We start from the raw sequence: 26,686 nt of genomic DNA, 5'->3' as shown, positions 1-26,686 counted from the left end.
GTCCCGAGTATTAGCCGCCACCGACCGCGTGAATAATTTCTATTTTGTCTGTATCGCAAATTGGCGTATCGCCCAATCTGCTTTTAGGAATAATCATTTCATTGACTTCAACTGCAAAACGCTTACCCTCAAGCGCCATACTCTGAATCAGTTCCAGCAGATTCTTGCAGTGAGTTTCCTGTTGTTCGCCATTGATGTAAATCATCATTCTAGCAACCCTCCATGATTAAGTGTTGTTCAAACTTATCTGGCGTATTTTAAAGCATTCCAGGCCAGAATTAACCATCCGGCAATCATTAAAGCCCCGCCGATGGGCGTAATAGCACCTAAACCGCGGGGTAATCCTAAGGCCATGATATACAGTGAGCCAGAAAACAGTAAAATGCCGACCTGAATCAGACCGAAGCTCCATTGAATGGGCAATGCAGGGATGACTTTCGCCAGTAAAGAAAGAATCAATAGTCCTAAGGCATGATAGAAAAAATAATCCGTTGCCGTTTGCCACCAGCCGAGCTGTGCTTCAGTCGCCCGCGCTTTTAAACCATGTGCACCAAAAGCACCGAGCATGACTGCAAGTGCCAAATTAAGTGCTGAAATCGCAATCCACATTTGAATTGATCTTCCTGATAAAGTTTGCGCTCAACCTTAGCATAAATTCAAAATGCGGACATAAAAAAGCCTTCATCAAAGAAGGCTTTTTCGAGGTAAATCAGTAACAGAATTTGGTGTTAATTGGATGACATCGCCACTTTAATTTTTTCCATGGCATTTTTTTCCAGCTGACGAATACGTTCCGCAGAAACATTATATTCGGCTGCAAGTTCGTGCAGGGTCGATTTCTCGTCATCTAGCCAGCGACGCTGCAAGATATTACGTGAACGATCATCGAGCTGATCCATGGCTTCATGCAGAGCAGAGGTACTTTGCTCCTCATAGTCTTCATTTTCAATCAGACGAGCCGGGTCATAACGGTTATCTTCAAGATATAATGCTGGTGCCACATGGGTTGAACCTTCATCGTCGTCATCGCTTGAAGCATCAAAAGCCGCATCATACGCCGTCAGACGGCCTTCCATTTCCAGTACTTGTTCTGGTGTGACATTTAAATCATTGGCAATAGACTGTGCTTCTGCGAGCGTCAACTTTTTCGATGATTTCTTCAGGCTGCGCAGATTAAAGAACAGTTTACGTTGCGCTTTAGTGGTGGCGATTTTCACAATACGCCAGTTACGGATCACATATTCGTGAATTTCCGCCTTGATCCAGTGCACGGCAAATGACACAAGACGTACGCCCATATTCGGGTCAAAACGTTTTACAGCTTTCATCAGGCCCAGGTTGCCTTCCTGAATCAGGTCACCTTGTGGCAAACCATAACCTGCATAACTACGCGCAATATGTACTACAAAACGCAAATGCGACATGACCAGCATTTTCGCTGCATCTAAATCTTGGTCATAATAATAGCGTTCAGCCAACTCTTTTTCTTGTTCGGCCGTTAAAATCGGAATCTGATTGACAGTGCTGATATAAGCACCGAGGTTGACACCTGGCGCCGATAATGACAGGGGCATTAACTGATTGCGGCTGTCACTCATGTGTTCTCCTTGAAGTGCGGGATAACCCTAAACTAGGTTTTATCTTAATCCAATCTCTCCGCAAATAATGGATATTTGGGTAGAGAAATGTAAAAAAGTATACGAAAGTGAAGATCAACAGTTTAATTGAAAATTTTTAAGATTCAATTAAGTAGTGAAACTCTGTATCAGAAATTTTTTTAGATTCAAGCTTGAGCTGATGCAGCTGACAATAGCGGCTGACATCTGTCTGGCTATGCGGATCAGATGATTTCAGCAGGAATGTTTTCTGATTTCCGGCCTTTAGTGCGCGCTTTAACATTAATAGCGGCATCGGGCACGGTTTTCCCATAGCGTCTATAAGGCTGAATTGCGCTGGATATTCGGACATTGCGGTTTTATTTAGATAGCAGAAAAGGCTATAAATAGTAGCAAATATGATGCCAGAACCAAACTGGTTTCAGAAAAAGAAGATCTAAATGACTTTATAAAGTCTTTTGACAATTTTCATGAAAAAAATAACTAAATCAAACAGAACATGCTAAAAAAAATCTATTAATTGTGATAAACCCATGTTAAGCTCGTTGCGTATTTGGGACTTTGAATAAACAAAGTGATTGTTTTTCACCCTATTACATAAATGGATGTAACCGGGATTTTGTTGATAGTTTTACAGAATGATTACAAGCTTAAAAATAATATTTTCAAACTTGTTTGCTCTGCTGTTTGCAACACCGGGTGGTCCTTCTTTTAGTTTCAATGAGGATTAACTTATGACAGCTGCTCGCGAACAAGGCGTAGTTAAGTGGTTTAACGATACTAAAGGCTTCGGCTTTATTCAACGTAATGGCGGCGATGACGTATTCGTTCATTTCCGTGCTATCCAAGGTGACGGTCACCGTTCACTTCGTGACGGCCAACGTGTTGAATTCAGTGTTGTTAAAGGCCAAAAAGGCTTTCAAGCTGAAGAAGTTCAACCATTAGACTAATCTTCGGATTAAGCTAAAAAGAAAACGCTCCAATATAACTTGGGGCGTTTTTTGTTTATACTATTCCTATCTTAGTGATTACCCAATTAGAGCACCGCTTTATGTCATCTGGTTTTGAAACCTTAAATTTACATCCCAATCTAAAAAAAGCGATTGATGCTTTAGGCTTTACCACCATGACGCCTATCCAGCAGAAGGTTTTGAAATTCACGCTGGCAGGACATGATGCAATTGGTCGTGCACAGACTGGTACAGGTAAAACTGCGGCCTTTTTAATTAGTATCATGAACGATCTGTTAAATAATCCGATTCAGGAACAACGTTATCGTGGTGAGCCGCGCGCGCTAATTCTGGCACCGACCCGTGAACTGGCATTGCAAATTGAAAGCGATGCACAGCACCTGGCGAAATATGCGGGTTTGCATGTGGTGACCTTGCTGGGTGGTGTGGATTTTGACAAGCAAAAGAACCAGCTTAATAAAGCGCCTGTCGATATTATGGTGGCTACACCAGGTCGTCTGATTGATTTTGTAGAACAAAAAGAAGTCTGGCTGGATCAGATTGAATTTTTAGTCATTGATGAAGCAGACCGTCTACTGGATATGGGTTTCATTCCATCGGTTAAACGGATTGTACGTTTCTCGCCGCGTAAAGAGCAGCGTCAGACTTTAATGTTCTCCGCAACATTTAGCTATGATGTGTTGAATCTTGCGCAGCAATGGCTGTTTGAACCGGTTACGGTTGAAATTGAGCCAGAAAAGAAAACCAATGCTGATGTCGAGCAACGGGTTTATATGGTGGCAAAATCAGATAAATATAAATTGTTGCAAGAAATTCTGCGTGATGAGCCGATTGAGAAAGTCATGATTTTTGCTAACCGTCGGGATCAGGTACGCAAACTTTATGATCATTTAAAACGGGATGGTTATAAGGTGGTGATGTTGTCTGGTGAAATCGCGCAAGATAAACGCACGAAAATGTTAGATCAATTTAAAAATGGTCAGCATAATATTATGATTGCGACGGATGTGGCAGGACGTGGTATTCATGTAGATAACGTATCCCATGTGGTGAACTTTACCTTGCCAGAACAGTCAGATGATTATGTACATCGTATTGGTCGTACAGGCCGTGCCGGTGCGCAAGGTGTAAGTATCAGTTTCTTGTCCGAAGATGATGCGTTCTATCTTCCGGAAATTGAAAAAGCCATTGGTCAAAAATTGCCTTTGACCCGTCTGGAAGGTTATTGTTAATCCAGACCATAGAAAAACCGCTCTTTAAGAGCGGTTTTTTATTGCGCTATGGTTTATTAGCTTATTTGGCCTGACAGCGGAATGTAAGAACCGTCTGATAATCATCATTCTGGTTTAAACCGGTATTGGTACCTGCGATATTCCCGAGAACGGTAGCTGCTGCCTGGATCATCTGACCTGTTTGTTCATCGACCACGCCTTTTAAAGCGCCGTTATAAGCTGTCTTTTCATCCACAATAATTGGGGTTGATCGAGAGCCACAGGCTTTATTGGCCGCAGTAATCGCATTGTTTTTCGAGGTCAGTTGATTTTTACCTAATCCGGTCACCTCATACTGGTTATTTTCCTTTTGCACTGCCAATGCAGTCGGGTTTGAGGCACAAGCAGTAAGCAGTAATGCAGAAATAGCTAATCCGCTGAAAGCGATTGTTTTTTTCATCATAAAATCTCAAGTAAATACGATGCTGAATATTTCAACACAGCAAGCAGCGCAGATTTTGTAGCTGTTGTATAGGTTTGGCAATTTTTGGTATAGCTCTATGTGACTTAGGTGAAAAATAGAGCAGTACGGGCTTGAAAAACCAAGCAAGTTTATTTTTAAGTGTTGATGAGCGTGCTGAATCGCTATGAAGTTTCTAGCGTATTTTTCTTTGAATATGCTAATCTTGAGTATAGTTTTTAAGTGTAGATATACAAGGCAATGACGGAATCTGCGATTGACATCGTTCATCAAAATATTCACCAACGACAATCGATTGGTCATCTGCTGGCACCGGCACCGAATGCAGAACAACTGGAAAAAGCCTTTCAGGCGGCATTAACTGCACCCGATCATCATCGGCTCAAGCCGACCACATTTGTGGTGGTTCCAGATAATCAGCGTGAAGCTTTTGGAGAGTTGCTGTCGCAGGCGCTCGTCGATTTGGGTGAAACTGAAACAGCGCAGATTGAGCGTGTTAAAAATCATCCATTTCGTGCGCCTTTATTGGTACTTGCCTTAACGCGTTTGCAGGATCATCCTAAAGTTCCTCATTTTGAGCAAATCCTTAGTTCAGGCGCAGCCATTCAAAATTTTCTGTTGTCACTTCAGGTTCAGGGTTTCTCGACCATGTGGCGCAGTGGGGCTGTAGTCGAGTCTGGTCTGTTTAAGCAGGCATTGGGAATTTCAAAAGATGATCTGGTTTCGGGGATTATTTATATTGGCACTGCAGCAAAAGCAATTCCAGCACGCGCAGAGGTTCGAACCAGTGATTTTGTAAGTTATTGGAACCAGAACAGCTAGTTGGCACGGTATAACAGGATATTAAAAAATAAGATGTCAGAATTAAATTTCTCAAAACTGGTAGAACCGGTTGCAGTTGATCATAAGACAGCTTTAAGAGTCACAGTATTGGGTGGGGGCAGTTTTGGTACTGCAATGGCCAATACTGCAGTGCGTAATGGTTGCAATACCATGATCTGGATTCGTGACGAAGCAGTTGCGGCAGATATTAATGCCACGCATATTAATAAACGCTATTTGCCAGATTTTAAGTTAGAAGAAAATCTGCTGGCGGTGTCAGACCTGGAACAGGCTGTGCGTGATCGAGATATTATTTTAGTCGCTATTCCGAGTCATTCTTTCCGGGATGTCTTGCAGCAAATCAAACCTTTTATCACGTCGCAAGCCGTGATCTCGCTGACCAAGGGTATTGAAGCCAAAACCTTTAGTTTCATGAGCGATATTATTCGCGAAGTGTTGCCTGAAGTGCCTTATGGTGTGTTATCAGGACCGAACTTGGCCAAGGAAATTGTGGCAGGACAGCCGGCAGGAACCGTGATTGCCAGCCAATCTGAGCTGGTGCGTTATGCGGTACAACAAGCCTTACATAGCGCCTTGTTCCGCGTATTCGCTAGTGATGATGTGCATGGCGTAGAGCTCGGGGGCGCATTAAAAAATATCTATGCTGTCGCGATGGGCATGGCTGCTGCGTATAACGTGGGTGAAAATACCAAGAGTATGATCCTGACCCGTGCTTTGGCCGAAATGAGCCGTTTTGCAGTAAAACTCGGTGCTAATCCGCTGACTTTCCTTGGGCTTTCAGGTGTGGGTGATTTGTTCGCTACCTGTAGCAGCCCTCTTAGCCGTAATTATCAGGTGGGTTATGCGCTTGGTAAAGGTAAAACCTTGGAGCAAGCAACGACTGAGTTGGGGCAAACGGCAGAAGGGATTAATACCATTGTACAGGTCAAGGCACGTTCGGAAGAGCTCGATGTGTATATGCCGATTACCTCGGCCTTGTATGATGTGATTTTTGAAGGTGCGCCGCCACTCAATATTGCATTGTCATTGATGAAAAACGGTCATCGCAGTGATGTTGAATTTGTCTTGCCACATCATCAAGTCTGATCTATAACACAGGGACTGTCTGCGAATTGTCATATTCGCTGCTTATCATGCAGGCAAAAGAATATAAGGAAATCAAATGCAACTGACTTTAGTTCGACATGGCGAGGCCGCACCACCGGTCAATGGTAATGACACCAAGCGACCTTTAACGGAGCGTGGTCATCAACAGGCTGAGCAAACTGCGCAGTTCTTAAAGGATCTGATTAAGCCTGAAGTCTTTGTGGTCAGTCCGTTATTGCGAGCGCAGGAAACTCTGGCACATTTGCAGCAGTATTTTAAAGATGTGCCGGTGGTGATCTGTAATACGATCAAACCGGATGATGATGCCAAAGTCGCAGTGGAATGGTTATCGCAACTGCCTTATGAGTCGATTGTAGTGGTGTGTCATATGAATGTGGTGGCCCATATGTCTTCCATTCTGCTGGCTGAATCTTTTCATCCCTATGCATTGGCAGAAGCACGCATTTATGATCAGGCGGTGATTGCCCAGGGCTTATCCACACAGATTAAAAGTTTTATTCCTACACTATAAAAAATTAATTAAAACGGCAGAACACAATCGATGTTGTATTTATGGATGCCTGAAGCCAATGGGGTTTGGCAATGGTCAACTGGGGAATTCTGGAACACTGCAGCCACACTTGAGCAGCTGATTCAGGATATACAGGCTCATCATGGCGAAGAGGCGGTGGTGTTTTTTCCGAGCCGTCATGTGCAAATTTTGCAGCAGACCTTGCCCAAGAGCCAATATAAGAAAATGGGCAATGATGGCATTAAATATTTGCTTGAAGAATACGTGGTGCTGCCGGTAGATGCTATGAAAGTGCTACATCATTTTCAGCAGCCGGATCAGATCAGCATTATGGGGGTTGCGAATTCTACGCTTGAGACCTTGCAACATGCTTTAAGCCTGATCCCAGTCAAGCTGGCAGCTTTGTTACCGGACTTTTTGGTGCTGCCTGTTCCTGATGCCAATCAGCGTGTGATTGCGCAAATCGGTGGACGTTTGCTGGTGCGCGAGTCGGAATATATCGGCCAGTCGCTGGATGATCTAAGCCTTTATCTGGATTATCAGCCCAAGGATCTCAGCTATAAGGTGAGCAATCTGAATCAGGAGCAGTTGCGTAGTCTTGAAGCACTGGTCACTCAGGAGCAACTGGAGTCTTTCCAATATGGAATTCCTGTACTAAAAAAACCGAAACAGCATCCGTTTAATGTCTTGCCTAAAGCAAAATCCAATGGCGCTATTTCCGGCTACTGGAAAGCCTGCGCGGCGGTTTTTCTGGGTATTTTAGTATTGCAGTTTAGTTATGATGCTGTGCGCTGGTATCAATATAAGAAAGTGGCGAATCAGACCGCCGCGCAAGCCATCGACCAGTTTAAATACTGGTTTGGACAAAATTATCCGGTCACTGAGCAGAATATCAAAAGTCAGTTTGAAGGGCAGTTGCGTCAAAGCCAGATTGCAGATACGCATGCATTGCAGCTGATTAGTCGGGTGGGGCCAGTCTTGATGCAAAATCAGATTGTGGCACAACGGGTGAATTATGATGCTTCTGTGTTAAGTATGGAGCTTAAAGCCAATTCATCAGAAACGTTAAATGCACTGACCACACAATTAAGCCAGCAAGGCTTTAAGGTGGAGCTGGGGAATATTCAGGCCAGCGGAACAGCTGCGATCGGACTGGTGAGGATTCAATAATGAAAGGCATTGAAGCGCTACAAAATCGTATGGATCAGTCTTTTGAAAAACTGAGTGATTATCTGGACAGCTTGTCGGTACGTGAACGGGTAATGGTGATTTTTACCACTGTTTTTGTGATTGTGGCGGCAGTCGGTTCTGCACTCTGGTATATGCATCAGGCGGCAGATACCCAGCAAAAACGCTTAAATCAGCTGAAAGATACCATTGTTTGGATGCAAAGTAATGCAGTAACCATGAAACCGGCTGGGGACACCCAACTGGATGCAGCGGAGAAAGTACAGCGAGTCGCACAGCAGCAAGGATTGTCGGTGGCTTCCCAGCAAATGGAAGGAAAAATTCAATTGGCGGTCATGCATGAAAATTATGCAGTACTGGCAAATTTCCTGACTCAGCTGGCACAAATGGGGCTAAGTATCGAGAAAATGGAACTAAATAATGAGGCGGGACAGATTAAATTAACGGCGACCATACAATAAACGGTAAAAATAAAGATTTGCAAAGCATGGTTTTTAAGTCAGCCTATGCCTATAATATGCCGACTTAAAAAGCAGTAGACTTTTCTGGATATGTTGTATTCTCTAGCCCGCCCTTTGTTGTTTTCTTTAGCACCAGAGCGTGCACATGAGCTGACATTATCACTATTGAAATCATCCCATAAAATGGGCTTGATGCGTCAAAACGTTGCTGCGAAACCTGTGACCTGTATGGGAATCGAATTTCCCAATCCGGTAGGTCTTGCGGCAGGTTTGGACAAAAATGGTGCCTATATTGACGCCCTTGCCGGTCAAGGTTTTGGTTTTATTGAAATTGGTACCATTACCCCGCGACCGCAAGCCGGCAATCCTCATCCGCGTTTATTCCGTTTACCACAGGCCAAAGCCATTATTAACCGTATGGGCTTTAATAATGATGGCGTGGATCAGCTGGTTGAAAATGTCAAAGCTGCCAAATTTAAAGGCATTCTCGGTATTAATATCGGTAAAAACGCTGATACTCCGGTAGAAAAAGCAGTAGATGATTACCTCATCTGTTTAGAAAAAGTCTATAATTATGCTTCTTATATTACCGTCAATATTTCTTCTCCCAATACCAAAAACCTGCGCAGCCTGCAAAGTGGTGATGCACTCACCGAACTGCTGGAAACATTGAAGAAGCGTCAGCTTGAATTGGCTCAGGAATACCAGCATTATGTACCTTTGGTACTGAAAGTGGCGCCTGATCTGGATAACAGCGATATTGCCTTTATTGCCAAACAGTTATTGCAATTCAAGATCGATGGTCTGATCGTGACCAATACCACACTGTCACGTGAAGGGGTAGAGGGTCTGGAGCATGCAGAGGAAGCGGGCGGTTTGTCTGGCGCGCCAGTATTTGAGAAAAGTACCGCATGTCTGGCTGCATTTGCTGCGGTATTAAAAGGACAAATTCCATTGATTGGTGTGGGTGGTATTCTTTCAGGTGCAGATGCTGTTGCCAAGAAACAGGCAGGCGCCAGCCTTGTACAGGTTTATAGTGGCCTCATCTATACTGGACCTAAACTTGTAAAAGATTGTGTAGACGCACTTTAAATCCTATGAATGTCATTGATATCTTTCTACTGATTATCTTGCTCATTGGAGGGCTCAACGGTTTGCGTCAAGGATTTATTAAAGCCTTTGCGAACTTAGTGGGATGGATCTTTGCCCTGATTGTTGCGGCAAAATATTCAACGCTACTTGCGCCGTCTATGGTTGCTCTGAGTACAGATCCAGTTGTACAAAAGATTGCGGCCTTCGCCTTTATCGTCCTGCTGATTGTAGTTCTGACCTGGATCGTTACTGCACTGTTGAACCGTATTTTAAAGAGTCTTAAACTGGGTCCTCTCAACCGTCTGGCTGGTGGTGTCTTTGGTAGCCTGAAAGGTTTGCTGATTGTTCTGATTACCATGCAGGGGATTGGTCCGTGGGTAGAAAGCTCGCCGCACTGGAAACAGTCCAAGTTTATTCAAGCCTTATTGCCTTATGCGCCTTGGGCGACTCAAATGTCGAAAGAAGCCGCGAATGGCGCACTACAACATATCAAGCCTGAAGGGGCATCGAAACCTTCAGCTTCATCATCTGAAACATCGTCCAAGTCTGGAGTTGCAGATGAGTCTACAAATAATCCTTTTTATTAATCCTAGCTTGTCTGCGAGGTTGCTATGTGTGGAGTAGTTGGTATAGCTGGTAAATCACCCGTTAACCAAATGTTGTTTGATGCATTAACGATGTTACAACATCGTGGACAAGATGCAGCTGGGATCGTGACATGTGATGAAGGACGTTTATTCCTGCGCAAAGACAATGGTATGGTGCGTGATGTATTCCATACCCGTCATATGCGTGCTTTGAAAGGAAATTACGGTATTGGTCATGTGCGTTATCCAACAGCCGGTTCATCGAGCAGTGCTGAAGCACAGCCGTTTTATGTGAACTCGCCGTACGGGATTACCTTGGCACATAATGGTAACCTGACCAATGCTGAAGAAATTCATGATGACCTGTTCAAAACTGACTTGCGTCATATGAACACTGATTCTGATTCAGAAGTCCTGTTAAACGTGTTTGCGCATGAACTGCAAAAACATGGCAAACTGGTGCCAACGTCGGAAGATATTTTCCATGCGGTAACACGTGTGCATGAGCGTTGCAAAGGTGCTTATGGCGTGGTGGCGATGATTACCGGTCAGGGTCTGGTGGGCTTCCGTGATCCAAATGGTATTCGTCCATTGATCTACGGTTCACGTGAAACTGAACAGGGTATGGAATATATTATTGCTTCTGAATCTGTTGCGATTACTGCGCTGGGCTTTAAAGTTGAGCGTGATATTCTGCCAGGTGAAGCGGTATTTATTGATTTAGAAGGTAATTTCTTTACCAAGCAATGTGCCGTAAATGCCGAATATCGTCCTTGTATTTTTGAATACGTTTATTTTGCCCGTCCAGATGCCATTATTGATGGAATCTCGGTGTATAAAGCACGTTTAAAAATGGGTGAGAAACTGGCGCAAAAAATTCTGCGTGAGTGGGGTGAAGAGCATGATATTGATGTGGTGATTCCGATTCCGGATACTTCACGTACTTCAGCGCTAGAACTTGCCAATATGCTGGGTGTGAAATTCCGTGAAGGTTTCATGAAAAACCGCTATATCGGCCGTACCTTTATTATGCCGGGACAGCAGCTGCGTAAAAAATCGGTACGTCAGAAACTCAACCCGGTTGAGCTTGAGTTTAAAGGTAAAAACGTACTGTTGGTGGATGACTCGATTGTCCGTGGTACGACCTGTAATGAAATTATCCAGATGGCTCGTGATTCTGGCGCGAAAAAAGTATTCTTTGCGTCTGCAGCACCGATGGTGAAATATCCAAACGTTTACGGTATTGATATGCCGGCGAAATCTGAGCTGATTGCATCGGGACGTAGCGTAGAAGAAATCCGTGAAATTATTGGTGCTGACCGTCTGATTTTCCAGGATCTGGAAGATTTGAAAGATGCGGTAAGAACCACCAAAGTACCGGATGTCAAAGACTTTGATTGTTCAGTCTTTGATGGCATCTATGTTTCGGGCGGTATTGATGCGCAATATCTGGATGATCTTCAGCAAAAACGTAGTGACAGTGCCATGAAAGAAAGCAATTATATTGATGTCAATATTGATGCAGCTTCAGTGGATTTGACTGGCGTACGCGAAGTCTAAGTAGTTAAAATCATCATGAAAAAGCGGGAATTTCCCGCTTTTTTGTTTTATGATGAGCCCATTGAAAATCATCATTTTAGGATTCTGCATTGCGAAACGTAGGATACGATTTTATAAAAAACAAAAATATAGTACTGCCTGTAAGTTTTTGCCTGATTGCAATTCTGTTGACTATTTTTATTATTAATACCGTTGTTGGTCTCTTTGTTTTTTATACTGATCCTAGCCAGTCAATCTTCTGGCATGCGCTGAGTCCTTACCTGATTGCTTTGTTGTTATGTGCCATGATGATCTCGGTCATCTACGAGTTTTATATTTTTCGGAATGGTGGTTATTCACTGGCGAAGCAGTTGGGTGCGCGTCGGTTGAGTCCGATGGACAGTATTCCAGAAGAAAGTGCTGCACTGCACATTAACCAGCAACTGGCAGAGACTTTTCTGATTGAAGTTCCGGCGGTGTATGTGCTGCCCGATGAAGTTGGTGTTAATGCACTGACGGCGGGATTTAGTCCGCGGGATACCGCGATTATTCTGACTTGGGGTGCGATACAAACACTCGATAAAGTCGAGCTGTATGGCTTACTCAGCCATGAATTCAATAAAATCCTCTCTGGTGAGGCTGCGGAAAATACCCGTTTGAAAATTCTGTATAGCAGTTTAACTACGTTTAGTCAGTGTGGCAGTAAGATTGCCAAGTCTGGTTTTTATCGAGCGGGTAGTCCGCGTGAAAACAAGTTCGAAACCTTCTATGTGGCAGTTGGTGCGGTGATCTGGCTGATTGGTAGTTTGGGCGTTTTGATTTCCCGTTTTATTAAATATATTTCGTTGGGTGGTCGAACCTATAAAAATGATCAGAAAACTCGTCGCCTGATTCAAAATGATGCCAATATCCAGACTTTACTCAGAATCCATGTGCATCATTCCGGATCCCAGATTTATAGTGAATATGCTGAATCCATTTCACATATGTGCTTTGCCAATTCTTTGAGCCCGCAAAACTGGCTGAATATTCATCCCAATATCAATCAGCGGATTTATGAATTAAATCCTGCCTTGATTCAGGACTTACAGCTTGAGAATCTGAAAAAACTCAAAAATCAGCCTTTGTTTAGTTTGTTCCGTTCTTTGGAAGAAGTGGTGCCTGAAACTGCAATGAGCTGGAGTTCGCCACAGCCTTTGCCATTATTACGGCTGTCTCCGATCAGTTTTGCGATTAAAGATGCGATCAAGCCGCTGAATCCGGAACTTCGGCTCAAGATGCCACGTCCGGAACTGATTGAGCGTGCATTACAAACGGCAACCGGCTCTCGTGAAGTGATGGTCGCCATTTTAATGATTCGTCAATATCGTGAATTTATTCCGACTGAGGCTGAAGTTAGTCGTGCAATTGTAGATTCATTGCTCAATCTCGATGGGCGTGTGCATATTTCGATTTTCCAGCAAGCCTGCAAGAATATCGGCGGCATGCCGACAACTGTCGCACGGCAGTTTTTGATGAAGCTGGCACGGATTATTCAGGAAGATGGCGAAATTGGCCTGCTGGATGCGTTATTACTGGAATGTGTGAAATATGAGTTAAATCTGCTTCCTGCACATACTCCTACAGCACTCGAAGAAGTCAAGCCACAGATTGTGCGTTTGATTGACGCCTTGCTGCATGTACAGCAGATTAATAGCGGCAACCAGCTTGAGGTGCGGGAGCGGATTTTAAACCGGATTCTGACCGCTCAGGAACTGGACTTATACAATGAAATTTCTGATGAGCCGATTGATCTTGCAGAAATTCTGAATGATATTGCGGGGCTGTTATTACGTGATCGTCTCAGTATTTTAGGTATTGCAGAAGCCTGTTTGTGGAGTGATCGTATCGTGACACAGGATGAGTTGGACGTGATGGAGCTGTTGTATTGGCGCTTGGGTTTTGAGGCAGAACAGGTCGTTCAGCAAATGTTAAAGAAGAACAGTTTAACCATTCTGTAGAAAATAAATGACAACGCGCAGCTTTAGCCGGAATCTGTTATAACAGCAGAAATGGTTTGATGGTGTATTAAAAGCACGGTTTTTAGCAGACAGCTAAACTTTGTACTAGAATCCATCAGGATAAAAAAGAAAAGCTGAAAAAGTTCGGCAAAGCACAGGCAATCCGGCTAAAATGTTCAGCCTGAAATTGGTGATGATGAAAAGATGATTGGGCATCAGCGTGACATACTGGCAACATTAGGAATCGATCTCTGGATTCCTAGGGACAGCGCATGTCAGCCGCACCAGGTTTCGATCTGGCGTGATCAGGCTGCACCTGAATTTCACACCGATATCGTCTTACCACAGCCTGCTTCCGTAGAGGCGTTGGCTGATCTACCGATTCCTGAGCCAGAGCCAATTGTTACGCTTAAGGTTGATACACCAGCTGCGGCACCGACTCACATTGCAACTGTTCAGGAAGAGCGTGAAATCGTACAAATCCCGCCATTCAGTTTGCAGGCTTTAAGTCTGGCACATTGCAGTATCGTGATTGATGCAACTGCAATGACCGAAGACACCCAGAATTTATGGGGCAATATCCAGCGTGCAGTCCCAGGTGAGTTTCATGAGCTGAACTGGCCATTTCCCTGGGCCAATGTTCAGGATGGACGTGGTGTAGAATCCTATATTCAGGGTTTTCTGGATGGAATGAGTGCAGAGAAAAATATTATTTTCCTCGGGCCTGTAGCGCATATATCAAATACGAAAATGATCCAGTTGGCATCTTTACAAGAAATGCTGGATCAGCCGATTCTAAAAAAACGTTTATGGCAGTTTATGCAAAATAGGACTGCCAGTCTGGAATAATCTTGCTGTGGAATAAAAATAGATGAAACAAAAAGTGGTTGTATTTAGTCAAATTGATACTGATATTCAAAACAAGCTGGAACAAAATTATCAGGTTAGTTATATACAACCGAAGCTAGGCGATGTGAATCAACAGCTTTTGCAGCAGGTTCAGGATGCTGATGGCATGATTGGCGCAGGGCGCTTGTTGAATCGCGATAATCTGGCCAGTGCCACCCGGTTAAAAATTATCTCCAGTGTCAGTGTCGGTTATGACAACTATGAACTGGATTATTTAAATGAAAAGAAAATTTATCTCAGTCATACGCCGCATGTACTGACTGAAACCACTGCTGACCTGGCTTTCACTTTACTGATGTCAGCAGCACGCAAAGTGGCTTACCTGGATCAATGGACCAAGCAGGGACAATGGCAGCGTACCGTGGGCGAAGCACAATTTGGTATGGATATTTTTGGAAAAACCCTCGGAATTATTGGTCTCGGTCATATTGGGGCGGCAATCGCACGTCGTGGTTTTTACGGTTTTAATATGAATATTCTGTATCATAATCGCCGGGAAAAACCAGAACTCGCTCAAGGGGTGAATGCGCAATATTGCCAGCTTGATGAACTGTTACAGCGTTCTGACTTTGTGGTTGTTGCAGTAGATTTGAATGCGGATTCCAAGGCGCTGATTGCAGCAGCAGAATTGGCGAAAATGCAACCTCATGCGGTATTGGTCAATATTTCACGTGGTTCGGTCATTGATGAGCAGGCATTAATTGAAGCTTTAAAAACCAAGCAGATTTTTGCTGCCGGTCTGGATGTATATCAGAAAGAGCCGTTAAAAGAATCGGAATTATTCCAGTTGGATAATGTGGTTACATTGCCACATGTGGGTTCGGCCACTGCAGCCACCCGTAAAAAAATGGCAGAACTGGCTTATCAGAATCTTGTTGATGCCTTGGAAGGACGAGTGCCCCGTTATGTGGTCAATCCGGAATTTTAAAATGCATCTGATTCGTCGTTTAAATGGTATTAAAAAATAACATTTTCTTGCGTCTCTGCTCATTGTTCAATGCTATATTCAAGATAAATTAGATCGGCAGGATTAGAGATTTTTCATTGAAACGATTGGCGCTGGCGTGTGGCTTAAGTCTGTATATGGTAGCAGGGCACGGCTCTAACCATGATTTTAATCAAGTAAATGTACAATTTTCTGTGCCTGATATTGGTACAGGCGTCGGCTTACTCGATCAACAAAAAGAAAAAATGATCGGTGAAAAAGTCTATCGTGAAGTGCATAAACAAATGCCGGTCCTGCAAAATCCATGGCTTGAAGATCAGCTGCTTTCAGTATTTTCTCATATCCTGAGTCAGACTCAATTGCAACAGCCGATCGGTTTGCTGGTTATTAATGACCCGCAAATTAATGCCTTTGCTGTACCAGGTGGTCTTTTTGCACTTAATGCTGGTCTGATTAATTCAGCCCGAAACATGGATGAAGTGGCAGGAGTGATGGCACATGAAATTGCACATGTCACACAACGTCATTACAGTCGCTCTCAGGATGCCTTTAAAGGGCAAGGTTTACTGGCGCTAGCTGGAATTCTCGTCGGTGCTTTGGTCGCTTCTCAGGCAGATGGTGATGTCGGCACAGCGGTCATGATGGGTTCACAGGCAGCACTTCTGGATAAACAGCTCACTTATAGTCGTAATCAGGAACGTGAGGCAGACCGGATTGGTATGCAATATATGTATCGTTCCGGCTATAACCCGCATAGTATGGCAGATTTCTTTGAGGTCATGCATCGCTCGACCAGCCGCTTAAGCTTTCTGCCGGATTTCTGGTTCACTCATCCACTCACCACCGAGCGTATGAGTGAAGCACGTTTACGTGCCAACCAGCTTCCTGCGGTGAAACGCAGTCTCAATGACCAAGACTTTGACATTATCAAGTGGTATAGCAGGGTATTGTCTGGTCAGACCAATGCAGAGCAGCTTATCCTGATGGACCAGCAAAATAATTTTGCAGGCCAGCTTGCCTTAACTGCCTATCGAATACAGCAAAGTGATTTCCAGGCCGCGCAGGCCACTTTAGATCGAGCAAAAAAGCATAACCAGATGCATCCTTTACAGGTTTTATTCCAGACTGATATTTATTTAGCTCAGAACCAGCTTGATGCAGCTTTGGAAAGTGTAGCGTCAGCAGCGCGGATCATGCCGGAAAATCGAGCGCTCAATTATAAATATGCAGAAGTGCTGATTCGCGCCAAGCAACCCGATAAAGCAAAAGTTTTAGTGCAGCGATTTCTAAATGCCAATTCACGGGATGTCAGTGGCTGGCGACTAATGCAACTGGCTGCCAATGCAGAGCCAGATTCGCCGATTAAGGCTGCTAATGTGCTGCGCTATCGTGCAGAAGTAGAATATTGGTCAGGATATGAAGAAACTGCCATCAAATCATTATTACATGCCCAGCGTAGCGTAAAGAATAATCAATCTTTATCGTCCACCATTCGCCAGCGTCTGAAACAGATGCAGCAGGCACATCAATACAAGATTTAAGGTTGCACTGGGTTTTAAGTTTTTGTATCAGGATGATATAGCAAGAATATATTCAATCAGGCTACAATATTTTTGAAAGATCAGCGTGAATCAAACTGAAGCATAATATGAAAAAAATACTATTGGGCGTGTGTCTACTGGGATGGAGTTATGGGGTTTTTGCTGCGAGTGCAGTTGAATATGTAGAAGCAATAGAACGAATTAATGCGGATTATAAAAAGGAATCGCGTCAGTTTTTAAGTGGTTTAAATCCGCAGCAACAGGGATTTAGTCCTGAGCAGAATGCAAAATTTTGTGGAATTGTAGGACGTTATGTTGATCGTTTATATCAGGCCGCTGACCAGAATCGTCCTTATCTGGATCGTCAGTTTCAAAATATGAGTAAACAGGATGTAATTGTAGAAGTGAAATCGTCGAAAGAGATGCAATTACTTAAGCGTTATCAGGTCGATTGTAATTTGCAATAAGAATACGTCAGGAACTGTCTTTGATTAAAGGCAGTTCAACGTTAAAGAGGAAATGCTAGAAAGTAGGGATTAAGCAAGTTGCGCTTTGATTTTGGCGGAAACTTGTGCAGGATCGGCGCGCCCGGCTATGAGCGGACGCAGAGAATTCATCACCTTACCCATATCTTTCATGCTAGTAGCTTGTTGCGCTGCAATAGCTTGCGCAATCATGGAATCAAGTTCTTCCTCAGTCATAGCTTCTGGTAGAAACTGAGACAAAATCTCAATTTCGGCTTGTTCCTTACTAGCTAAATCATCTCGGCCAGCGCCTGCAAAGGCTTTAACCGATTCTTTACGTTGTTTAATTTGTTTTTCAATGACCGCAAGAACCTGAGCGTCGTCAAGTTCTTTGCGCTCATCGACTTCGATTTGCTTAATTGCTGCCTGTAGACTACGAATGACCGTCAGCTTGGACATTTCTTTGGCACGCATTGTTGCTTTCAAAACATCCGTGATTTGGTCTTTTAAAGTCGTCATTATTTATTCCAGGCAATCAATCACAAATTAATCTTAGTAAAGGCGAGTTGTACGTACTGATTCACGCGCCAATTTCTTTTGGTAGCGTTTAACAGCAGCAGCTTTTTTGCGCTTACGTTCTTGAGTTGGTTTCTCGTAGAATTCACGCTTACGTACGTCAGCAAGAACACCCGCTTTTTCGCATGAACGTTTGAAACGACGGATAGCTACGTCTACTGGTTCGCCTTCTTTCAATTTAACTTGTGGCATGAAGAATCCTCATATCAGTTAGGGTAAGATCTCGGGCTGAATTGCCCTCAATCACAAGTGAAGGTCAGTATTTTACTCATTTACATCTCATACCACAAGTCTATAATAGTTGCTGCAATAGAATTGATACAGGTTATAGGCAGTTTAATGATCGTTTTAGGCTTGGAAACGTCGTGTGATGAAACAGGACTTGCGCTGTATGACAGCGAGTTGGGTTTGCGCGGACAGGTGCTTTATAGCCAGATTAAACTGCATGCAGAATATGGCGGTGTAGTTCCAGAGCTGGCGTCACGTGATCATGTGCGTAAACTGATTCCACTCATCAATGAGCTGCTTGAACAGAGCGGCGTGAAAAAATCAGAAATTGATGCAGTCGCATATACCCGTGGCCCGGGTCTGATGGGCGCACTCATGACCGGTGCATTGTTTGGTCGTACTTTGGCCTTTGCGCTGAATAAACCCGCAATTGGTGTGCATCATATGGAAGGTCATATGCTGGCACCTTTATTGTCAGAAACTCCGCCTGAGTTTCCATTTGTTGCATTATTGGTATCGGGTGGACATTCTCAGCTCATGGCTGCTTATGGCATTGGCCAGTATGAACTCTTGGGTGAATCCATTGATGATGCGGCAGGCGAAGCATTTGATAAAGTCGCGAAGATGATGGGTCTGCCGTATCCAGGTGGTCCAAATATCTCCAAACTGGCGGAGCAGGGTGACCCGAATGCCTTTGCATTCCCGCGTCCAATGCTGCATCAAGGCCTAGAATTTTCATTCAGTGGTTTAAAAACAGCTGTTTCTGTACAGATGAAAAAACTTGGTGATGAAAATCGTGATGCCGATATCGCTGCCAGTTTTCAGGAAGCCATTGTTGATACTTTGGTGAAAAAGTCGGTAAAAGCACTGAAGCAAACTGGGCTTAAACGTCTGGTGATTGCGGGCGGTGTTAGTGCCAACAAGCGTTTACGTGAGCGTTTAGAAGCAGATTTAGCCAAGATTCGTGCATCTGTTTATTATGCTGAACCTGCACTCTGTACAGACAATGGTGCCATGATTGCTTTTGCGGGCTATCAGCGTCTCAAAGCAGGACAGCATGATGGCTTGGCTGTGACGACAACTCCACGTTGGCCAATGACGGAACTGACTAATCCGACTGAGGCATAGATTTCAGGCTTGAAGAAAAGAGGCTTAGGCCTCTTTTTTATTGTGAATTTTTAAATGAAAACTTATAGCAACGGTATGTTGTAAATATATAGTTTTATAGCTGTATTTAGAACTCTTATATTCTATTGAAACTGGAAAAATAGTTTAATAGCTTAAGTTGATATCATGCATATTTTTACAGGTTTGCAGCAGAGGCAATCTCGAATGGAAAATATAAATTTCAAAAGTTTTCAGGATGCTGGAGAGGCAGTATTAAAGTTTCTGCATCAGCATTTTGGCTTTAATTTATGGATGATCACCCGGGTAGAAGGCCAAGACTGGATTGTGCTGCAAAGTGAAGATCATGGTTATGATATACGACCCGGTCAAGTGTTTCAGTGGGCTGATTCTTTTTGTTCTCATATGGTCGCAGGTAAGGCCCCGAGAATTGCCCCCCGCTCTGAAGAAATTCCTTTATACGCCACAGCGCCGATTAATCAGCAGGTCTGTATAAAATCTTATATTGGTCAGCCACTCCTTAAAGAAGATGGCAGTTTGTTTGGAACGCTCTGTGCGATTGATCCAGAAACCAAATCAGAAGCTATTGTGCAAGATATACAACTGGTCGAGTTGTTGGGACAATTACTCAGTTCGATCTTGCAGGCAGAATTACGTCAGAGTGAGCAGATGAGACAGCATGAATTATTGCAGGAAGAAGCCAGTAAAGATGAATTGACCGGGCTATATAATCGTCGCGCTTGGGAAAAACTGCTGCGAGCAGAAGAAGAGCGTTGCAAGCAATATGGTCATCCCGCCGCTGTATTATTTATTGACCTGAATGACCTAAAAAAAGTGAATGATAATTTAGGTCATGATGAAGGTGACAAACTGATTCAAAATGCAGCGCAAATATTACGAGATAATGTACGGATCAATGATATTGTTGCTCGTTTGGGTGGTGATGAGTTTGTGATTCTTAGCGTGGAAAATGATGAAACGGGTACTGAAAGTTTAGTGGATCGTTTAATTAATGCCTTTGCAGCAGCAAACATTGGCGCAGCGATTGGTATGGCGATGCGTCATCCTGGTCATGGTTTATTTGCAGCGCTCGCACAAGCGGATCAGAACATGTTTGAATATAAGCGTCGGAAAAAATTCAGTGAATCCGTGACCAATCTAAAATAATCGACGCTTTAAATCTTCTGTAAATAATTAAGTATTTCATATCATGAAAATGATCATTTTATATGCTCTAAAGTCATCCTATCTTTCAATATTCTCTTTCATGGCTCTGTATAAAAGTTGAACATGATTCTCCATAAAAAGAAAATTCAATCCATCTTTAACTTAACAATTACAAATTTTATAAGCTTTGTTGCAAAGTAAATTGATTTAATTAAATGCGCTTTAATTGTATTGAAAAGTGACACTGGTAAGGAACAAGATTCACATAAGCACTTCATTTCTTATGATAATTGTTGTTTGAAATATACATTAAAATTACAGAACCAAAAATTTCTTTGTTTAAAGATAAAGCGATATCGAAGGATAAAGCTGGCTGCCAAGAAAAAATATCACCGGCAGAAATAGCATTTGAGCTGTTCAGTTTCGAGAAGGCCAATCTTTAGTGATCACCAAATAAAAATGCAAAGAAATTTTAGGGAATAAATTTTATGAAAAAGCAGATTTCTATCTTTGGACTTGCTCTTGTTTCGGGTTTAATGAGTGCCTGTGGCGGTGGTGGGGGAAGTAGCTCAGACAGTCCTACTGTCACTACACCTCCAAATGTTCCTACGGAAAGTATTTCCCCTGAGCTTTCAGAGGAGTTTGTCCCGTTTGAAGATCAGGATATTGTAAAGAAAATTCGCGATAAAATTTCCGGAAATACCAGTAATGATACCGACTATAATGTTGCTCTAGGTCACATGATTGGAGAAGTATTCGCAGATTATCCTTATGGGCGTACTGCACGTATTATCAAAATTTATAATTTGGGCATCAATAGTATTAAATATCCAAATCTGATCTGTTCGGAAGTCAATACCACTGGTTCGGTCAAAACCCTGAAATTAAAAATAGATAAAGATAACTGTATTATTCTGGATAAAATTTACCGTAAAGGCTCAAACATTACTCAGACGGTGAATGGTGACACGACGACTTTAAGCTTTAGCAATGTCCGTTATGGTTCAAATGTAGATTTTAATCTCAAGGACGACTACCTGATTTCTGGCACAATTGTGCATCGTAAAACCAAAAATAACATGGGGCAATCCGAATCTTATCAAATCGATCAGTTGGAATTCCAGCGTATCGCCGAGACCGGTCAGGCAGGTACTTCTGGAATCGCATTTGATACAAAGAGCAAAGAATATCTGCAGGTGCGTAATTATAATTACAGCTTGGTTGATGATTATGGCAGTGGCAGTAATGGGATTCGTACCTTAACCAGTCGTGGTACGATTATCGGTCAGCCTGATCTGGCAGATTATCGTTACAGTTTTGATTTTAATACCACGACACCATTTAAAATGGATGAAACCGTATTAAATAACTATAAGCATTTGCCAAAAGAGGGCGTGCTTAGAATTAAGGACAGCGATGATCAGGTGATTGAAGTCAAACAGAACCAGCCTGAATCATTGAAGGCTACTGTTTATTTCAATGGCAGTGAAATTGATGACCTGCTATGGTCTACCATTATCGGTGATAAACAATAATTCGAGATGTCAAAAAAGCCCTGTATTTCCAGGGCTTTTTTTATTATTGATTGGGGAGAAGTCTTTATTACAAAACTATTTTGAATAGCCGTGCTAATAAATCAGGTAACTGTAGCATCCAATAACAATTCGGCGGGATAAACCGCTTGCCATGAAGTTTTAAACTGTTTATGCACTTGGTCAATTGGGAAAGTACTGAGTTTTGCAATATTTTGCGCTTTTTGAATATTGTCGGCGCGCATATATGCAATCAAATAGTCCTGACCATGAAGTTGCAGATAAAACCAAGACTCGACATGAACCTGTTCAGCCTTAAGCGTTTCAATTACTTCGTCTTGACGTGCTTTCAAAGTACGCTGCCAGTCATGAACTTGCTGCATGTGTAAGGGCTTAAGTTGAATGAGAACTGCGCCGACATCCATAATTTTAATTTTCTTTTGAGTATCATCATTATATAAATGATTTATATGAAAAAAGCGACCTGAACCGGTCGCTTTTAAGTTGTTAAGAGGCATTTAGTTGGGTTGAACCAATCCAGTGCTTGGAAAACTGATAGGCAGCACGTCCTGAACGTTGACCGCGTGCCTGACACCAGCGTAGGGCTTCAGCACGGGTTTCTGGCGTGAGTTCCATGCCTGCCTTTTTGAGGTAATGTTCGACAATTTCCAAATACAGGTTCTGATCCATTGGATAGAAAGACAGCCATAAACCAAAGCGGTCAGACAGTGAAATTTTTTCTTCAATCGCTTCCTGAGGATGTAATTCAGTATATTGCGGCACATCAACTCGGGTAACGGGCGTATTTTCATGCATGAATTCGGGTAATAAATGACGACGGTTACTGGTCGCATAAATCACAAAATTGCTGGAACCGGACTGTAAAGAACCATCCAGAACACTCTTTAAACTGCGATAATTTTCATCTTCGGCATTAAAGGCCAGATCATCACAGTAGACAATGAACTTCTCTGGACGCTCTGCAATGAGTTGCTGAATTTGAGGCAGATCGGATAAATCATCCCGTTCGATTTCAATTAATCGTAACCCTTGATCTGCATACTCGGTGAGTAGGGCACGAACAATGGAGGATTTACCCGTACCGCGTGAACCGGTCAGTAAGACATCATTGGCAGGTAAGCCGTTTAAAAACTGCAACGTGTTCTGGATGACTTTTTCTTTTTGTCGCTCAATCCCTTTTAAATCGGCCAGTTCCATCTGTCTAAGCTGATGAATAGGTTTGAGTTCACCCTGTTGCCACTTATAGGCATGAGCAGACAAATCAGGAATTTGTTTTAGTTCGGGCAGACTTTGCTGAAGTTGCTGCAGAACAGTCGAAAGGGCATTTAAAATATGGTCAGGTAACTCAATTTTCGCCATGATTTAACATTACAGATTTAAAATTATGGCTAAGATAGTACCATTGCAAAATTCACAGTCAAAGCCAGAAAAGTATGATAATTTGCTTAAAGTAGAGAATTTTCGTTATTGTAGAGGATAGAAAATTTGTACACATTTTCTGGCTCTGGGTACGAGCTGTATCAAGAATAAATATAGGGAAAAGGCAGATGCTGTTTAAAGATTTTACTCAGGATATTAATCCACATCAGGCCTATCGTATTAAAAAGCTCAAGCAGCAGCTGCAACAGGCTGAGTCCTATGAGGAATGGAAATATATTGCCCTGAAAATAGATGAAGAATCAGGTGCACAGGAATGGAAATTTGATAACAGTTCACCCTACTTTGATGCAGAAGTGATCGCACATCGTCTGGGTAAATTACGACGCTATCGACAACAAAAGCGCACCCGTGACCTGATGTATATTTTGCGCGAAGGCCTGAGCTACGATATTGCCAACATTGCCCATCCTCTACTGTTTACCGAAGCCTATGTGGGCACTAAAAGAATTATTGAAGATTATGTCGAAGAAGTCAGCCAAGGCTTAGCCTATATTGCTTCAATAGACTGTACCTGTCTCAGTATGGAAGAAAAAATCGAATATTTTCAGCATTGTCAGCGCGCCTATGGCCAGCCAGCCCTGATGTTTTCCGGTGGTTCGACGCTGGGTCTGTTTCATACTGGTGTATGCAAAGCCTTAATGGAGCAGGACTTGTTGCCGAAGGTAATGTCCGGTTCAAGTGCGGGTGCCATCATGACCGCCATGTTAGGTGTATCCAAACCTTCGCAATATATTGATATTTTGAAAGGCCATAATTTCTTTCATGAGGCTTTTCATTTCCGCACCATGAGTGAATTGATGAAAGGTAATGGTGGTCTGGCGGATGTAAAATATCTAAAAAAATTTCTGGTCGAAAATCTGGGTGATCTGACCTTCGAAGAAGCACTCAAAACCTCAAGTCTGCATATCAATATTGCGGTTGCACCTTATGATGCTGGACAGGATGCACGCATTTTAAATGCCTATACTTCTCCGGATTTGCTGGTCTGGAGTGCGGTACTGGCGTCTTGTGCGGTGCCGGTTCTGTTTCCACCGGTTCGTTTGACCAGTAAGCGCTATGATGGTCAATATACGCCTTATATGGGTTCAACCCGCTGGGTGGATGGCAGCGTGCGCAGTGATTTTCCGCAGGAGAAAATGGCACGCCTGTATAATATTAATTATACCATTGCCAGTCAGACCAACCCGCATATCGTGCCATTCATGCAGGATGATATTTCACGTTTCCGTAAAGGTACCTTGAGCTGGCCGCAACGGATTGTTCGCCGTCAGGGCGCGGTGATTACCAAAGGCATGATGGATTTTGCCAGAGAGCATGCCGGAAGCTTACCTCCTGTACGCCGTCTGCTGGATCATGGCTATGGTGTAGTTGACCAGCGTTATTATGGTGATGTGAATATTGTCGGTAAATATAGCCTGCGCCACTATAGCTATATGTTGCAGAATCCACGGCCGTATCTGTTTAAAATTTTACAGCGTGAAGGCGAGCGTGCCACATGGCCGAAAATTTCCCTCATTGAGACTCAGGAACGGGTCGGGAAAACTATTCAGCATTGTCTGGAGCTGCTAAATTATCAGCATACACTTAATCCAATACCTGAATACATTGCCACGACTTAATTTAGATCATCTCGATATTTCTGATTTTGAACTACGAACCAAAGCCCGTAGTCTGGGTTTTGGTCGGCGTCTTTATTATGCCAAGGGAAATGCGCTCTGGCTAAAAACCCAGATATCGCATAGATCTGATAGTTTAATATCATCTCCACATGCTGAACTAGGCTGGCAACATGAGCTGGATTTTTATCAGGCTCATGCCAGCTCAGGTGATCTAAATTTTTTCCTTCCACATCAAATTATTCAACAGCTTTTCAAGATCAATCATGAACAATTTGAGCAGGCCTTAATTCTGGTCGATGCGCCGGCGCATTTTCAGATCATGCCGCATCAGCAATCCATCACGCAAATTCGGCAACATTTGCTGCAAGCTGTGGAGCCTTTAATCTGCCTGCAAGAATTGGGTTATTTGCATGCCGATTTAAAGCAAGAACATTTTGTAAATAATCAGGGCAGGGTCTGCCTGCTTGATTTTGAGCATGTCCAAATACTCCATCAGAATGACCTGCATGAACTGAATGCGACACCGCGTTATATGGCACCTGAACTGTTTCAAGGCCAAGCTAAAAGCTTACAAAGTGAAGTTTATGCTTTGGGTGTTATTTTTTATGAGTGGTTGAGTGGTCAGCGTTTACAGGCGACAGATTATCTGGATTGGGCCTTTTTGCATTGTCAGCGTCTGAAAGTTGAGTTACCGCAGCACTTACAGGCTTTTCAAGGCTTATTAGAAGAAATGTTAAGTAAGCAGAAGCAGCATAGATTGGCCGATTTTCAAGCGGTTAAAGACTACTTAATGACTGAAATTGAATGAGAAAAATACAATAAAACTAGGATTGTTTCTTATTTAATCAAACGAGTGTTTTTTTATGATAAACGGCTTGTCAGCTGGAAATGATCTCTATAATATACACAGCCATTGGGGACGTGGCGAAATTGGTAGACGCACTGGATTTAGGTTCCAGCGCCGCGAGGTGTGAGAGTTCGAGTCTCTCCGTCCCCACCAATCGATATTTGGGTAACTGGATATTGGGTGGAAGTAGAGGATTGGTGTAATGGTAGCATGACGGTCTCCAAAACCGTTCGTCAAGGTTCGAATCCTTGATCCTCTGCCAAAGTTTGAAAGAAATCCAACGCTAAGTTGGTACCCTGATGGGGACGTGGCGAAATTGGTAGACGCACTGGATTTAGGTTCCAGCGCCGCGAGGTGTGAGAGTTCGAGTCTCTCCGTCCCCACCATCATATTAAAGCAAGGCGAGTGCCTTGCTTTTTTATTGCCTGAAATTTAAGGGCGGTTTTTTAGTACCAGATTTTTGCTGTCATGGTTGATGAACATCAATGCGTTCTGGATTTAAATTCTCCAGCGAATGATCATGCAAGGGCAGAACTTTAGCAAATTTCATGGTATTGCATGCAATCTGCATATTGAATAATTTAAATGTTATATGGATCAGTTCCATTGTATTCATCAATTTTATATGTTGGTCTAAATAGAGCATTATTTGCTCAATAATGAA

The 26,686-nt window shown here is 43.0% G+C and carries 29 protein-coding genes and 3 tRNA genes; 23 read left to right on the top strand and 9 right to left on the bottom strand.

Features of this window, described 5'->3' with window-relative positions; translation table 11 throughout:
- Positions 1-10: 10 nt before the first annotated feature.
- From thiS to PYW33_RS09385, 4 genes are all read right to left on the bottom strand, one after another.
- Entirely contained in the window at positions 11-208 is a 198-nt protein-coding gene (gene thiS, locus PYW33_RS09400; RefSeq protein ID WP_004280105.1) for a sulfur carrier protein ThiS, read from the bottom strand.
- A gap of 35 nt (positions 209-243) precedes the next feature.
- On the bottom strand, positions 244-609 hold the full coding sequence (locus PYW33_RS09395) for a DUF423 domain-containing protein (protein WP_004280103.1): 366 nt from the start codon (positions 607-609) through the stop codon (positions 244-246).
- A gap of 119 nt (positions 610-728) precedes the next feature.
- On the bottom strand, positions 729-1,598 hold the full coding sequence (rpoH, locus tag PYW33_RS09390; protein WP_004280101.1) for an RNA polymerase sigma factor RpoH: 870 nt from the start codon (positions 1,596-1,598) through the stop codon (positions 729-731).
- A gap of 136 nt (positions 1,599-1,734) precedes the next feature.
- Positions 1,735-1,968, bottom strand: a complete 234-nt coding sequence (locus tag PYW33_RS09385; protein WP_026055754.1) for a sulfurtransferase TusA family protein — start codon at positions 1,966-1,968, stop codon at positions 1,735-1,737.
- Positions 1,969-2,350: 382 nt separating this feature from the next.
- On the opposite strand from PYW33_RS09385, the gene PYW33_RS09380 reads away from it, so the two are divergent.
- Positions 2,351-2,566: a cold-shock protein gene (locus PYW33_RS09380; RefSeq protein ID WP_004280099.1), complete on the top strand. Its 216-nt coding sequence runs from the start codon at positions 2,351-2,353 to the stop codon at positions 2,564-2,566.
- A gap of 101 nt (positions 2,567-2,667) precedes the next feature.
- Positions 2,668-3,819 (top strand): ATP-dependent RNA helicase RhlB, encoded by a 1,152-nt coding sequence (gene rhlB, locus PYW33_RS09375; protein ID WP_004646602.1) that lies wholly within the window; start codon positions 2,668-2,670, stop codon positions 3,817-3,819.
- 61 nt (positions 3,820-3,880) lie between these two features.
- Here rhlB and PYW33_RS09370 read toward each other — a convergent pair whose 3' ends face one another.
- Entirely contained in the window at positions 3,881-4,261 is a 381-nt protein-coding gene (locus PYW33_RS09370; protein ID WP_004646604.1) for a hypothetical protein, read from the bottom strand.
- Positions 4,262-4,519: 258 nt separating this feature from the next.
- Here PYW33_RS09370 and PYW33_RS09365 point away from each other — a divergent pair, with 258 nt between their 5' ends.
- The 13 genes from PYW33_RS09365 to PYW33_RS09305 all read left to right on the top strand — a co-directional run bounded on the left by PYW33_RS09365 (position 4,520) and on the right by PYW33_RS09305 (position 17,470).
- Entirely contained in the window at positions 4,520-5,101 is a 582-nt protein-coding gene (locus PYW33_RS09365; RefSeq protein WP_004646605.1) for a nitroreductase family protein, read from the top strand.
- Positions 5,102-5,134: 33 nt separating this feature from the next.
- Positions 5,135-6,208, top strand: a complete 1,074-nt coding sequence (locus tag PYW33_RS09360) for an NAD(P)H-dependent glycerol-3-phosphate dehydrogenase (protein WP_004280094.1) — start codon at positions 5,135-5,137, stop codon at positions 6,206-6,208.
- A 76-nt stretch (positions 6,209-6,284) separates the two neighbouring features.
- Complete coding sequence (gene sixA / locus PYW33_RS09355) at positions 6,285-6,740, top strand: phosphohistidine phosphatase SixA (protein ID WP_004646606.1); 456 nt, start codon at positions 6,285-6,287, stop codon at positions 6,738-6,740.
- Between the two features lie 30 nt (positions 6,741-6,770).
- The gene (gene gspL / locus PYW33_RS09350; RefSeq protein ID WP_004646607.1) at positions 6,771-7,910 is read left to right on the top strand and encodes a type II secretion system protein GspL; all 1,140 of its coding nucleotides are present in this window, start codon (positions 6,771-6,773) and stop codon (positions 7,908-7,910) included.
- On the top strand, positions 7,910-8,389 hold the full coding sequence (gspM, locus tag PYW33_RS09345) for a type II secretion system protein GspM (RefSeq protein WP_004280088.1): 480 nt from the start codon (positions 7,910-7,912) through the stop codon (positions 8,387-8,389). The genes gspL and gspM overlap by 1 nt, the downstream gene beginning before the upstream one ends.
- 90 nt (positions 8,390-8,479) lie before the next feature.
- Positions 8,480-9,481, top strand: a complete 1,002-nt coding sequence (locus PYW33_RS09340; protein WP_004646608.1) for a quinone-dependent dihydroorotate dehydrogenase — start codon at positions 8,480-8,482, stop codon at positions 9,479-9,481.
- 5 nt (positions 9,482-9,486) lie between these two features.
- Positions 9,487-10,068, top strand: a complete 582-nt coding sequence (locus tag PYW33_RS09335) for a CvpA family protein (RefSeq protein WP_004646609.1) — start codon at positions 9,487-9,489, stop codon at positions 10,066-10,068.
- A 24-nt stretch (positions 10,069-10,092) separates the two neighbouring features.
- Positions 10,093-11,628, top strand: coding sequence for an amidophosphoribosyltransferase (gene purF / locus PYW33_RS09330; RefSeq protein WP_004646610.1), 1,536 nt, complete (start codon positions 10,093-10,095; stop codon positions 11,626-11,628).
- An 89-nt stretch (positions 11,629-11,717) separates the two neighbouring features.
- Positions 11,718-13,607: a M48 family metalloprotease gene (locus tag PYW33_RS09325; RefSeq protein WP_004646611.1), complete on the top strand. Its 1,890-nt coding sequence runs from the start codon at positions 11,718-11,720 to the stop codon at positions 13,605-13,607.
- A 204-nt stretch (positions 13,608-13,811) separates the two neighbouring features.
- On the top strand, positions 13,812-14,456 hold the full coding sequence (locus PYW33_RS09320; RefSeq protein WP_004646613.1) for a hypothetical protein: 645 nt from the start codon (positions 13,812-13,814) through the stop codon (positions 14,454-14,456).
- 22 nt (positions 14,457-14,478) lie between these two features.
- Positions 14,479-15,444, top strand: coding sequence for a 2-hydroxyacid dehydrogenase (locus PYW33_RS09315; protein WP_004646614.1), 966 nt, complete (start codon positions 14,479-14,481; stop codon positions 15,442-15,444).
- A 116-nt stretch (positions 15,445-15,560) separates the two neighbouring features.
- Positions 15,561-17,003, top strand: coding sequence for a M48 family metalloprotease (locus tag PYW33_RS09310; RefSeq protein WP_004646615.1), 1,443 nt, complete (start codon positions 15,561-15,563; stop codon positions 17,001-17,003).
- A 107-nt stretch (positions 17,004-17,110) separates the two neighbouring features.
- Positions 17,111-17,470, top strand: a complete 360-nt coding sequence (locus PYW33_RS09305; protein ID WP_004646616.1) for a hypothetical protein — start codon at positions 17,111-17,113, stop codon at positions 17,468-17,470.
- 69 nt (positions 17,471-17,539) lie between these two features.
- On the opposite strand, the gene PYW33_RS09300 is transcribed toward PYW33_RS09305, so the two are convergent.
- Both PYW33_RS09300 and rpsU read right to left on the bottom strand, forming a co-directional pair.
- Positions 17,540-17,986 carry a GatB/YqeY domain-containing protein gene (locus tag PYW33_RS09300; protein ID WP_004280076.1) on the bottom strand — a complete coding sequence of 149 codons (447 nt, stop codon included), beginning with the start codon at positions 17,984-17,986 and terminating at the stop codon, positions 17,540-17,542.
- Between the two features lie 33 nt (positions 17,987-18,019).
- A complete protein-coding gene (rpsU, locus tag PYW33_RS09295) occupies positions 18,020-18,235 on the bottom strand; it encodes a 30S ribosomal protein S21 (protein ID WP_001136722.1) in 216 nt (71 codons plus the stop codon).
- Between the two features lie 147 nt (positions 18,236-18,382).
- Here rpsU and tsaD point away from each other — a divergent pair, with 147 nt between their 5' ends.
- The 3 genes from tsaD (at position 18,383) to PYW33_RS09280 (ending at position 22,098) form a co-directional block, all read left to right on the top strand.
- On the top strand, positions 18,383-19,399 hold the full coding sequence (tsaD, locus tag PYW33_RS09290; RefSeq protein WP_004280030.1) for a tRNA (adenosine(37)-N6)-threonylcarbamoyltransferase complex transferase subunit TsaD: 1,017 nt from the start codon (positions 18,383-18,385) through the stop codon (positions 19,397-19,399).
- A 204-nt stretch (positions 19,400-19,603) separates the two neighbouring features.
- Positions 19,604-20,563 carry a sensor domain-containing diguanylate cyclase gene (locus PYW33_RS09285; RefSeq protein WP_004646617.1) on the top strand — a complete coding sequence of 320 codons (960 nt, stop codon included), beginning with the start codon at positions 19,604-19,606 and terminating at the stop codon, positions 20,561-20,563.
- A gap of 488 nt (positions 20,564-21,051) precedes the next feature.
- A complete protein-coding gene (locus PYW33_RS09280) occupies positions 21,052-22,098 on the top strand; it encodes a hypothetical protein (protein ID WP_004646619.1) in 1,047 nt (348 codons plus the stop codon).
- Positions 22,099-22,199: 101 nt separating this feature from the next.
- Here the strand turns inward: PYW33_RS09280 and PYW33_RS09275 are convergent, their stop codons facing one another.
- Positions 22,200-22,613 carry a DUF6176 family protein gene (locus PYW33_RS09275; protein WP_004646620.1) on the bottom strand — a complete coding sequence of 138 codons (414 nt, stop codon included), beginning with the start codon at positions 22,611-22,613 and terminating at the stop codon, positions 22,200-22,202.
- A complete protein-coding gene (locus PYW33_RS09270) occupies positions 22,603-23,475 on the bottom strand; it encodes an ATP-binding protein (protein ID WP_004646621.1) in 873 nt (290 codons plus the stop codon). The genes PYW33_RS09275 and PYW33_RS09270 overlap by 11 nt, the downstream gene beginning before the upstream one ends.
- Positions 23,476-23,663: 188 nt before the next feature.
- On the opposite strand from PYW33_RS09270, the gene PYW33_RS09265 reads away from it, so the two are divergent.
- The 5 genes from PYW33_RS09265 to PYW33_RS09245 all read left to right on the top strand — a co-directional run bounded on the left by PYW33_RS09265 (position 23,664) and on the right by PYW33_RS09245 (position 26,408).
- Positions 23,664-25,175, top strand: coding sequence for a DUF3336 domain-containing protein (locus PYW33_RS09265; RefSeq protein ID WP_004646622.1), 1,512 nt, complete (start codon positions 23,664-23,666; stop codon positions 25,173-25,175).
- A complete protein-coding gene (locus tag PYW33_RS09260; protein ID WP_004646623.1) occupies positions 25,162-25,983 on the top strand; it encodes a protein kinase domain-containing protein in 822 nt (273 codons plus the stop codon). Before PYW33_RS09265 ends, PYW33_RS09260 begins: the two co-directional genes overlap by 14 nt.
- A gap of 107 nt (positions 25,984-26,090) precedes the next feature.
- A tRNA-Leu gene (locus PYW33_RS09255) sits at positions 26,091-26,175 on the top strand.
- A gap of 35 nt (positions 26,176-26,210) precedes the next feature.
- Positions 26,211-26,284: transfer RNA gene (locus tag PYW33_RS09250), tRNA-Trp, on the top strand.
- Positions 26,285-26,323: 39 nt separating this feature from the next.
- Positions 26,324-26,408: transfer RNA gene (locus PYW33_RS09245), tRNA-Leu, on the top strand.
- Positions 26,409-26,686 lie beyond the last annotated feature (278 nt).

The sequence above is a fragment of the Acinetobacter lwoffii genome, assembly GCF_029024105.1.
Lineage (GTDB): Bacteria > Pseudomonadota > Gammaproteobacteria > Pseudomonadales > Moraxellaceae > Acinetobacter > Acinetobacter lwoffii.
Note: the sequence above shows the minus strand (reverse complement) of the source record. Positions and strands in the feature narration are given on the sequence as shown.

Bases quoted from the DNA above. Each gene is read 5' to 3' on its own strand.
- PYW33_RS09380 (WP_004280099.1), top strand. From the start codon at position 2,351: ATGACAGCTGCTCGCGAACAAGGCGTAGTTAAGTGGTTTAACGATACT.
- gspM (WP_004280088.1), top strand. From the start codon at position 7,910: ATGAAAGGCATTGAAGCGCTACAAAATCGTATGGATCAGTCTTTTGAA.
- purF (WP_004646610.1), top strand. From the start codon at position 10,093: ATGTGTGGAGTAGTTGGTATAGCTGGTAAATCACCCGTTAACCAAATG.
- PYW33_RS09285 (WP_004646617.1), top strand. From the start codon at position 19,604: ATGGAAAATATAAATTTCAAAAGTTTTCAGGATGCTGGAGAGGCAGTA.
- PYW33_RS09315 (WP_004646614.1), top strand. From the start codon at position 14,479: ATGAAACAAAAAGTGGTTGTATTTAGTCAAATTGATACTGATATTCAA.
- PYW33_RS09320 (WP_004646613.1), top strand. From the start codon at position 13,812: ATGATTGGGCATCAGCGTGACATACTGGCAACATTAGGAATCGATCTC.
- PYW33_RS09385 (WP_026055754.1), bottom strand. From the start codon at position 1,968: ATGTCCGAATATCCAGCGCAATTCAGCCTTATAGACGCTATGGGAAAA.
- gspL (WP_004646607.1), top strand. From the start codon at position 6,771: ATGTTGTATTTATGGATGCCTGAAGCCAATGGGGTTTGGCAATGGTCA.
- PYW33_RS09360 (WP_004280094.1), top strand. From the start codon at position 5,135: ATGTCAGAATTAAATTTCTCAAAACTGGTAGAACCGGTTGCAGTTGAT.
- rpoH (WP_004280101.1), bottom strand. From the start codon at position 1,598: ATGAGTGACAGCCGCAATCAGTTAATGCCCCTGTCATTATCGGCGCCA.
- sixA (WP_004646606.1), top strand. From the start codon at position 6,285: ATGCAACTGACTTTAGTTCGACATGGCGAGGCCGCACCACCGGTCAAT.
- PYW33_RS09340 (WP_004646608.1), top strand. From the start codon at position 8,480: ATGTTGTATTCTCTAGCCCGCCCTTTGTTGTTTTCTTTAGCACCAGAG.
- PYW33_RS09365 (WP_004646605.1), top strand. From the start codon at position 4,520: ATGACGGAATCTGCGATTGACATCGTTCATCAAAATATTCACCAACGA.
- rpsU (WP_001136722.1), bottom strand. From the start codon at position 18,235: ATGCCACAAGTTAAATTGAAAGAAGGCGAACCAGTAGACGTAGCTATC.
- rhlB (WP_004646602.1), top strand. From the start codon at position 2,668: ATGTCATCTGGTTTTGAAACCTTAAATTTACATCCCAATCTAAAAAAA.
- PYW33_RS09275 (WP_004646620.1), bottom strand. From the start codon at position 22,613: ATGCCTCTTAACAACTTAAAAGCGACCGGTTCAGGTCGCTTTTTTCAT.
- thiS (WP_004280105.1), bottom strand. From the start codon at position 208: ATGATGATTTACATCAATGGCGAACAACAGGAAACTCACTGCAAGAAT.
- tsaD (WP_004280030.1), top strand. From the start codon at position 18,383: ATGATCGTTTTAGGCTTGGAAACGTCGTGTGATGAAACAGGACTTGCG.
- PYW33_RS09300 (WP_004280076.1), bottom strand. From the start codon at position 17,986: ATGACGACTTTAAAAGACCAAATCACGGATGTTTTGAAAGCAACAATG.
- PYW33_RS09335 (WP_004646609.1), top strand. From the start codon at position 9,487: ATGAATGTCATTGATATCTTTCTACTGATTATCTTGCTCATTGGAGGG.
- PYW33_RS09280 (WP_004646619.1), top strand. From the start codon at position 21,052: ATGAAAAAGCAGATTTCTATCTTTGGACTTGCTCTTGTTTCGGGTTTA.
- PYW33_RS09370 (WP_004646604.1), bottom strand. From the start codon at position 4,261: ATGATGAAAAAAACAATCGCTTTCAGCGGATTAGCTATTTCTGCATTA.
- PYW33_RS09270 (WP_004646621.1), bottom strand. From the start codon at position 23,475: ATGGCGAAAATTGAGTTACCTGACCATATTTTAAATGCCCTTTCGACT.
- PYW33_RS09305 (WP_004646616.1), top strand. From the start codon at position 17,111: ATGAAAAAAATACTATTGGGCGTGTGTCTACTGGGATGGAGTTATGGG.
- PYW33_RS09395 (WP_004280103.1), bottom strand. From the start codon at position 609: ATGTGGATTGCGATTTCAGCACTTAATTTGGCACTTGCAGTCATGCTC.
- PYW33_RS09265 (WP_004646622.1), top strand. From the start codon at position 23,664: ATGCTGTTTAAAGATTTTACTCAGGATATTAATCCACATCAGGCCTAT.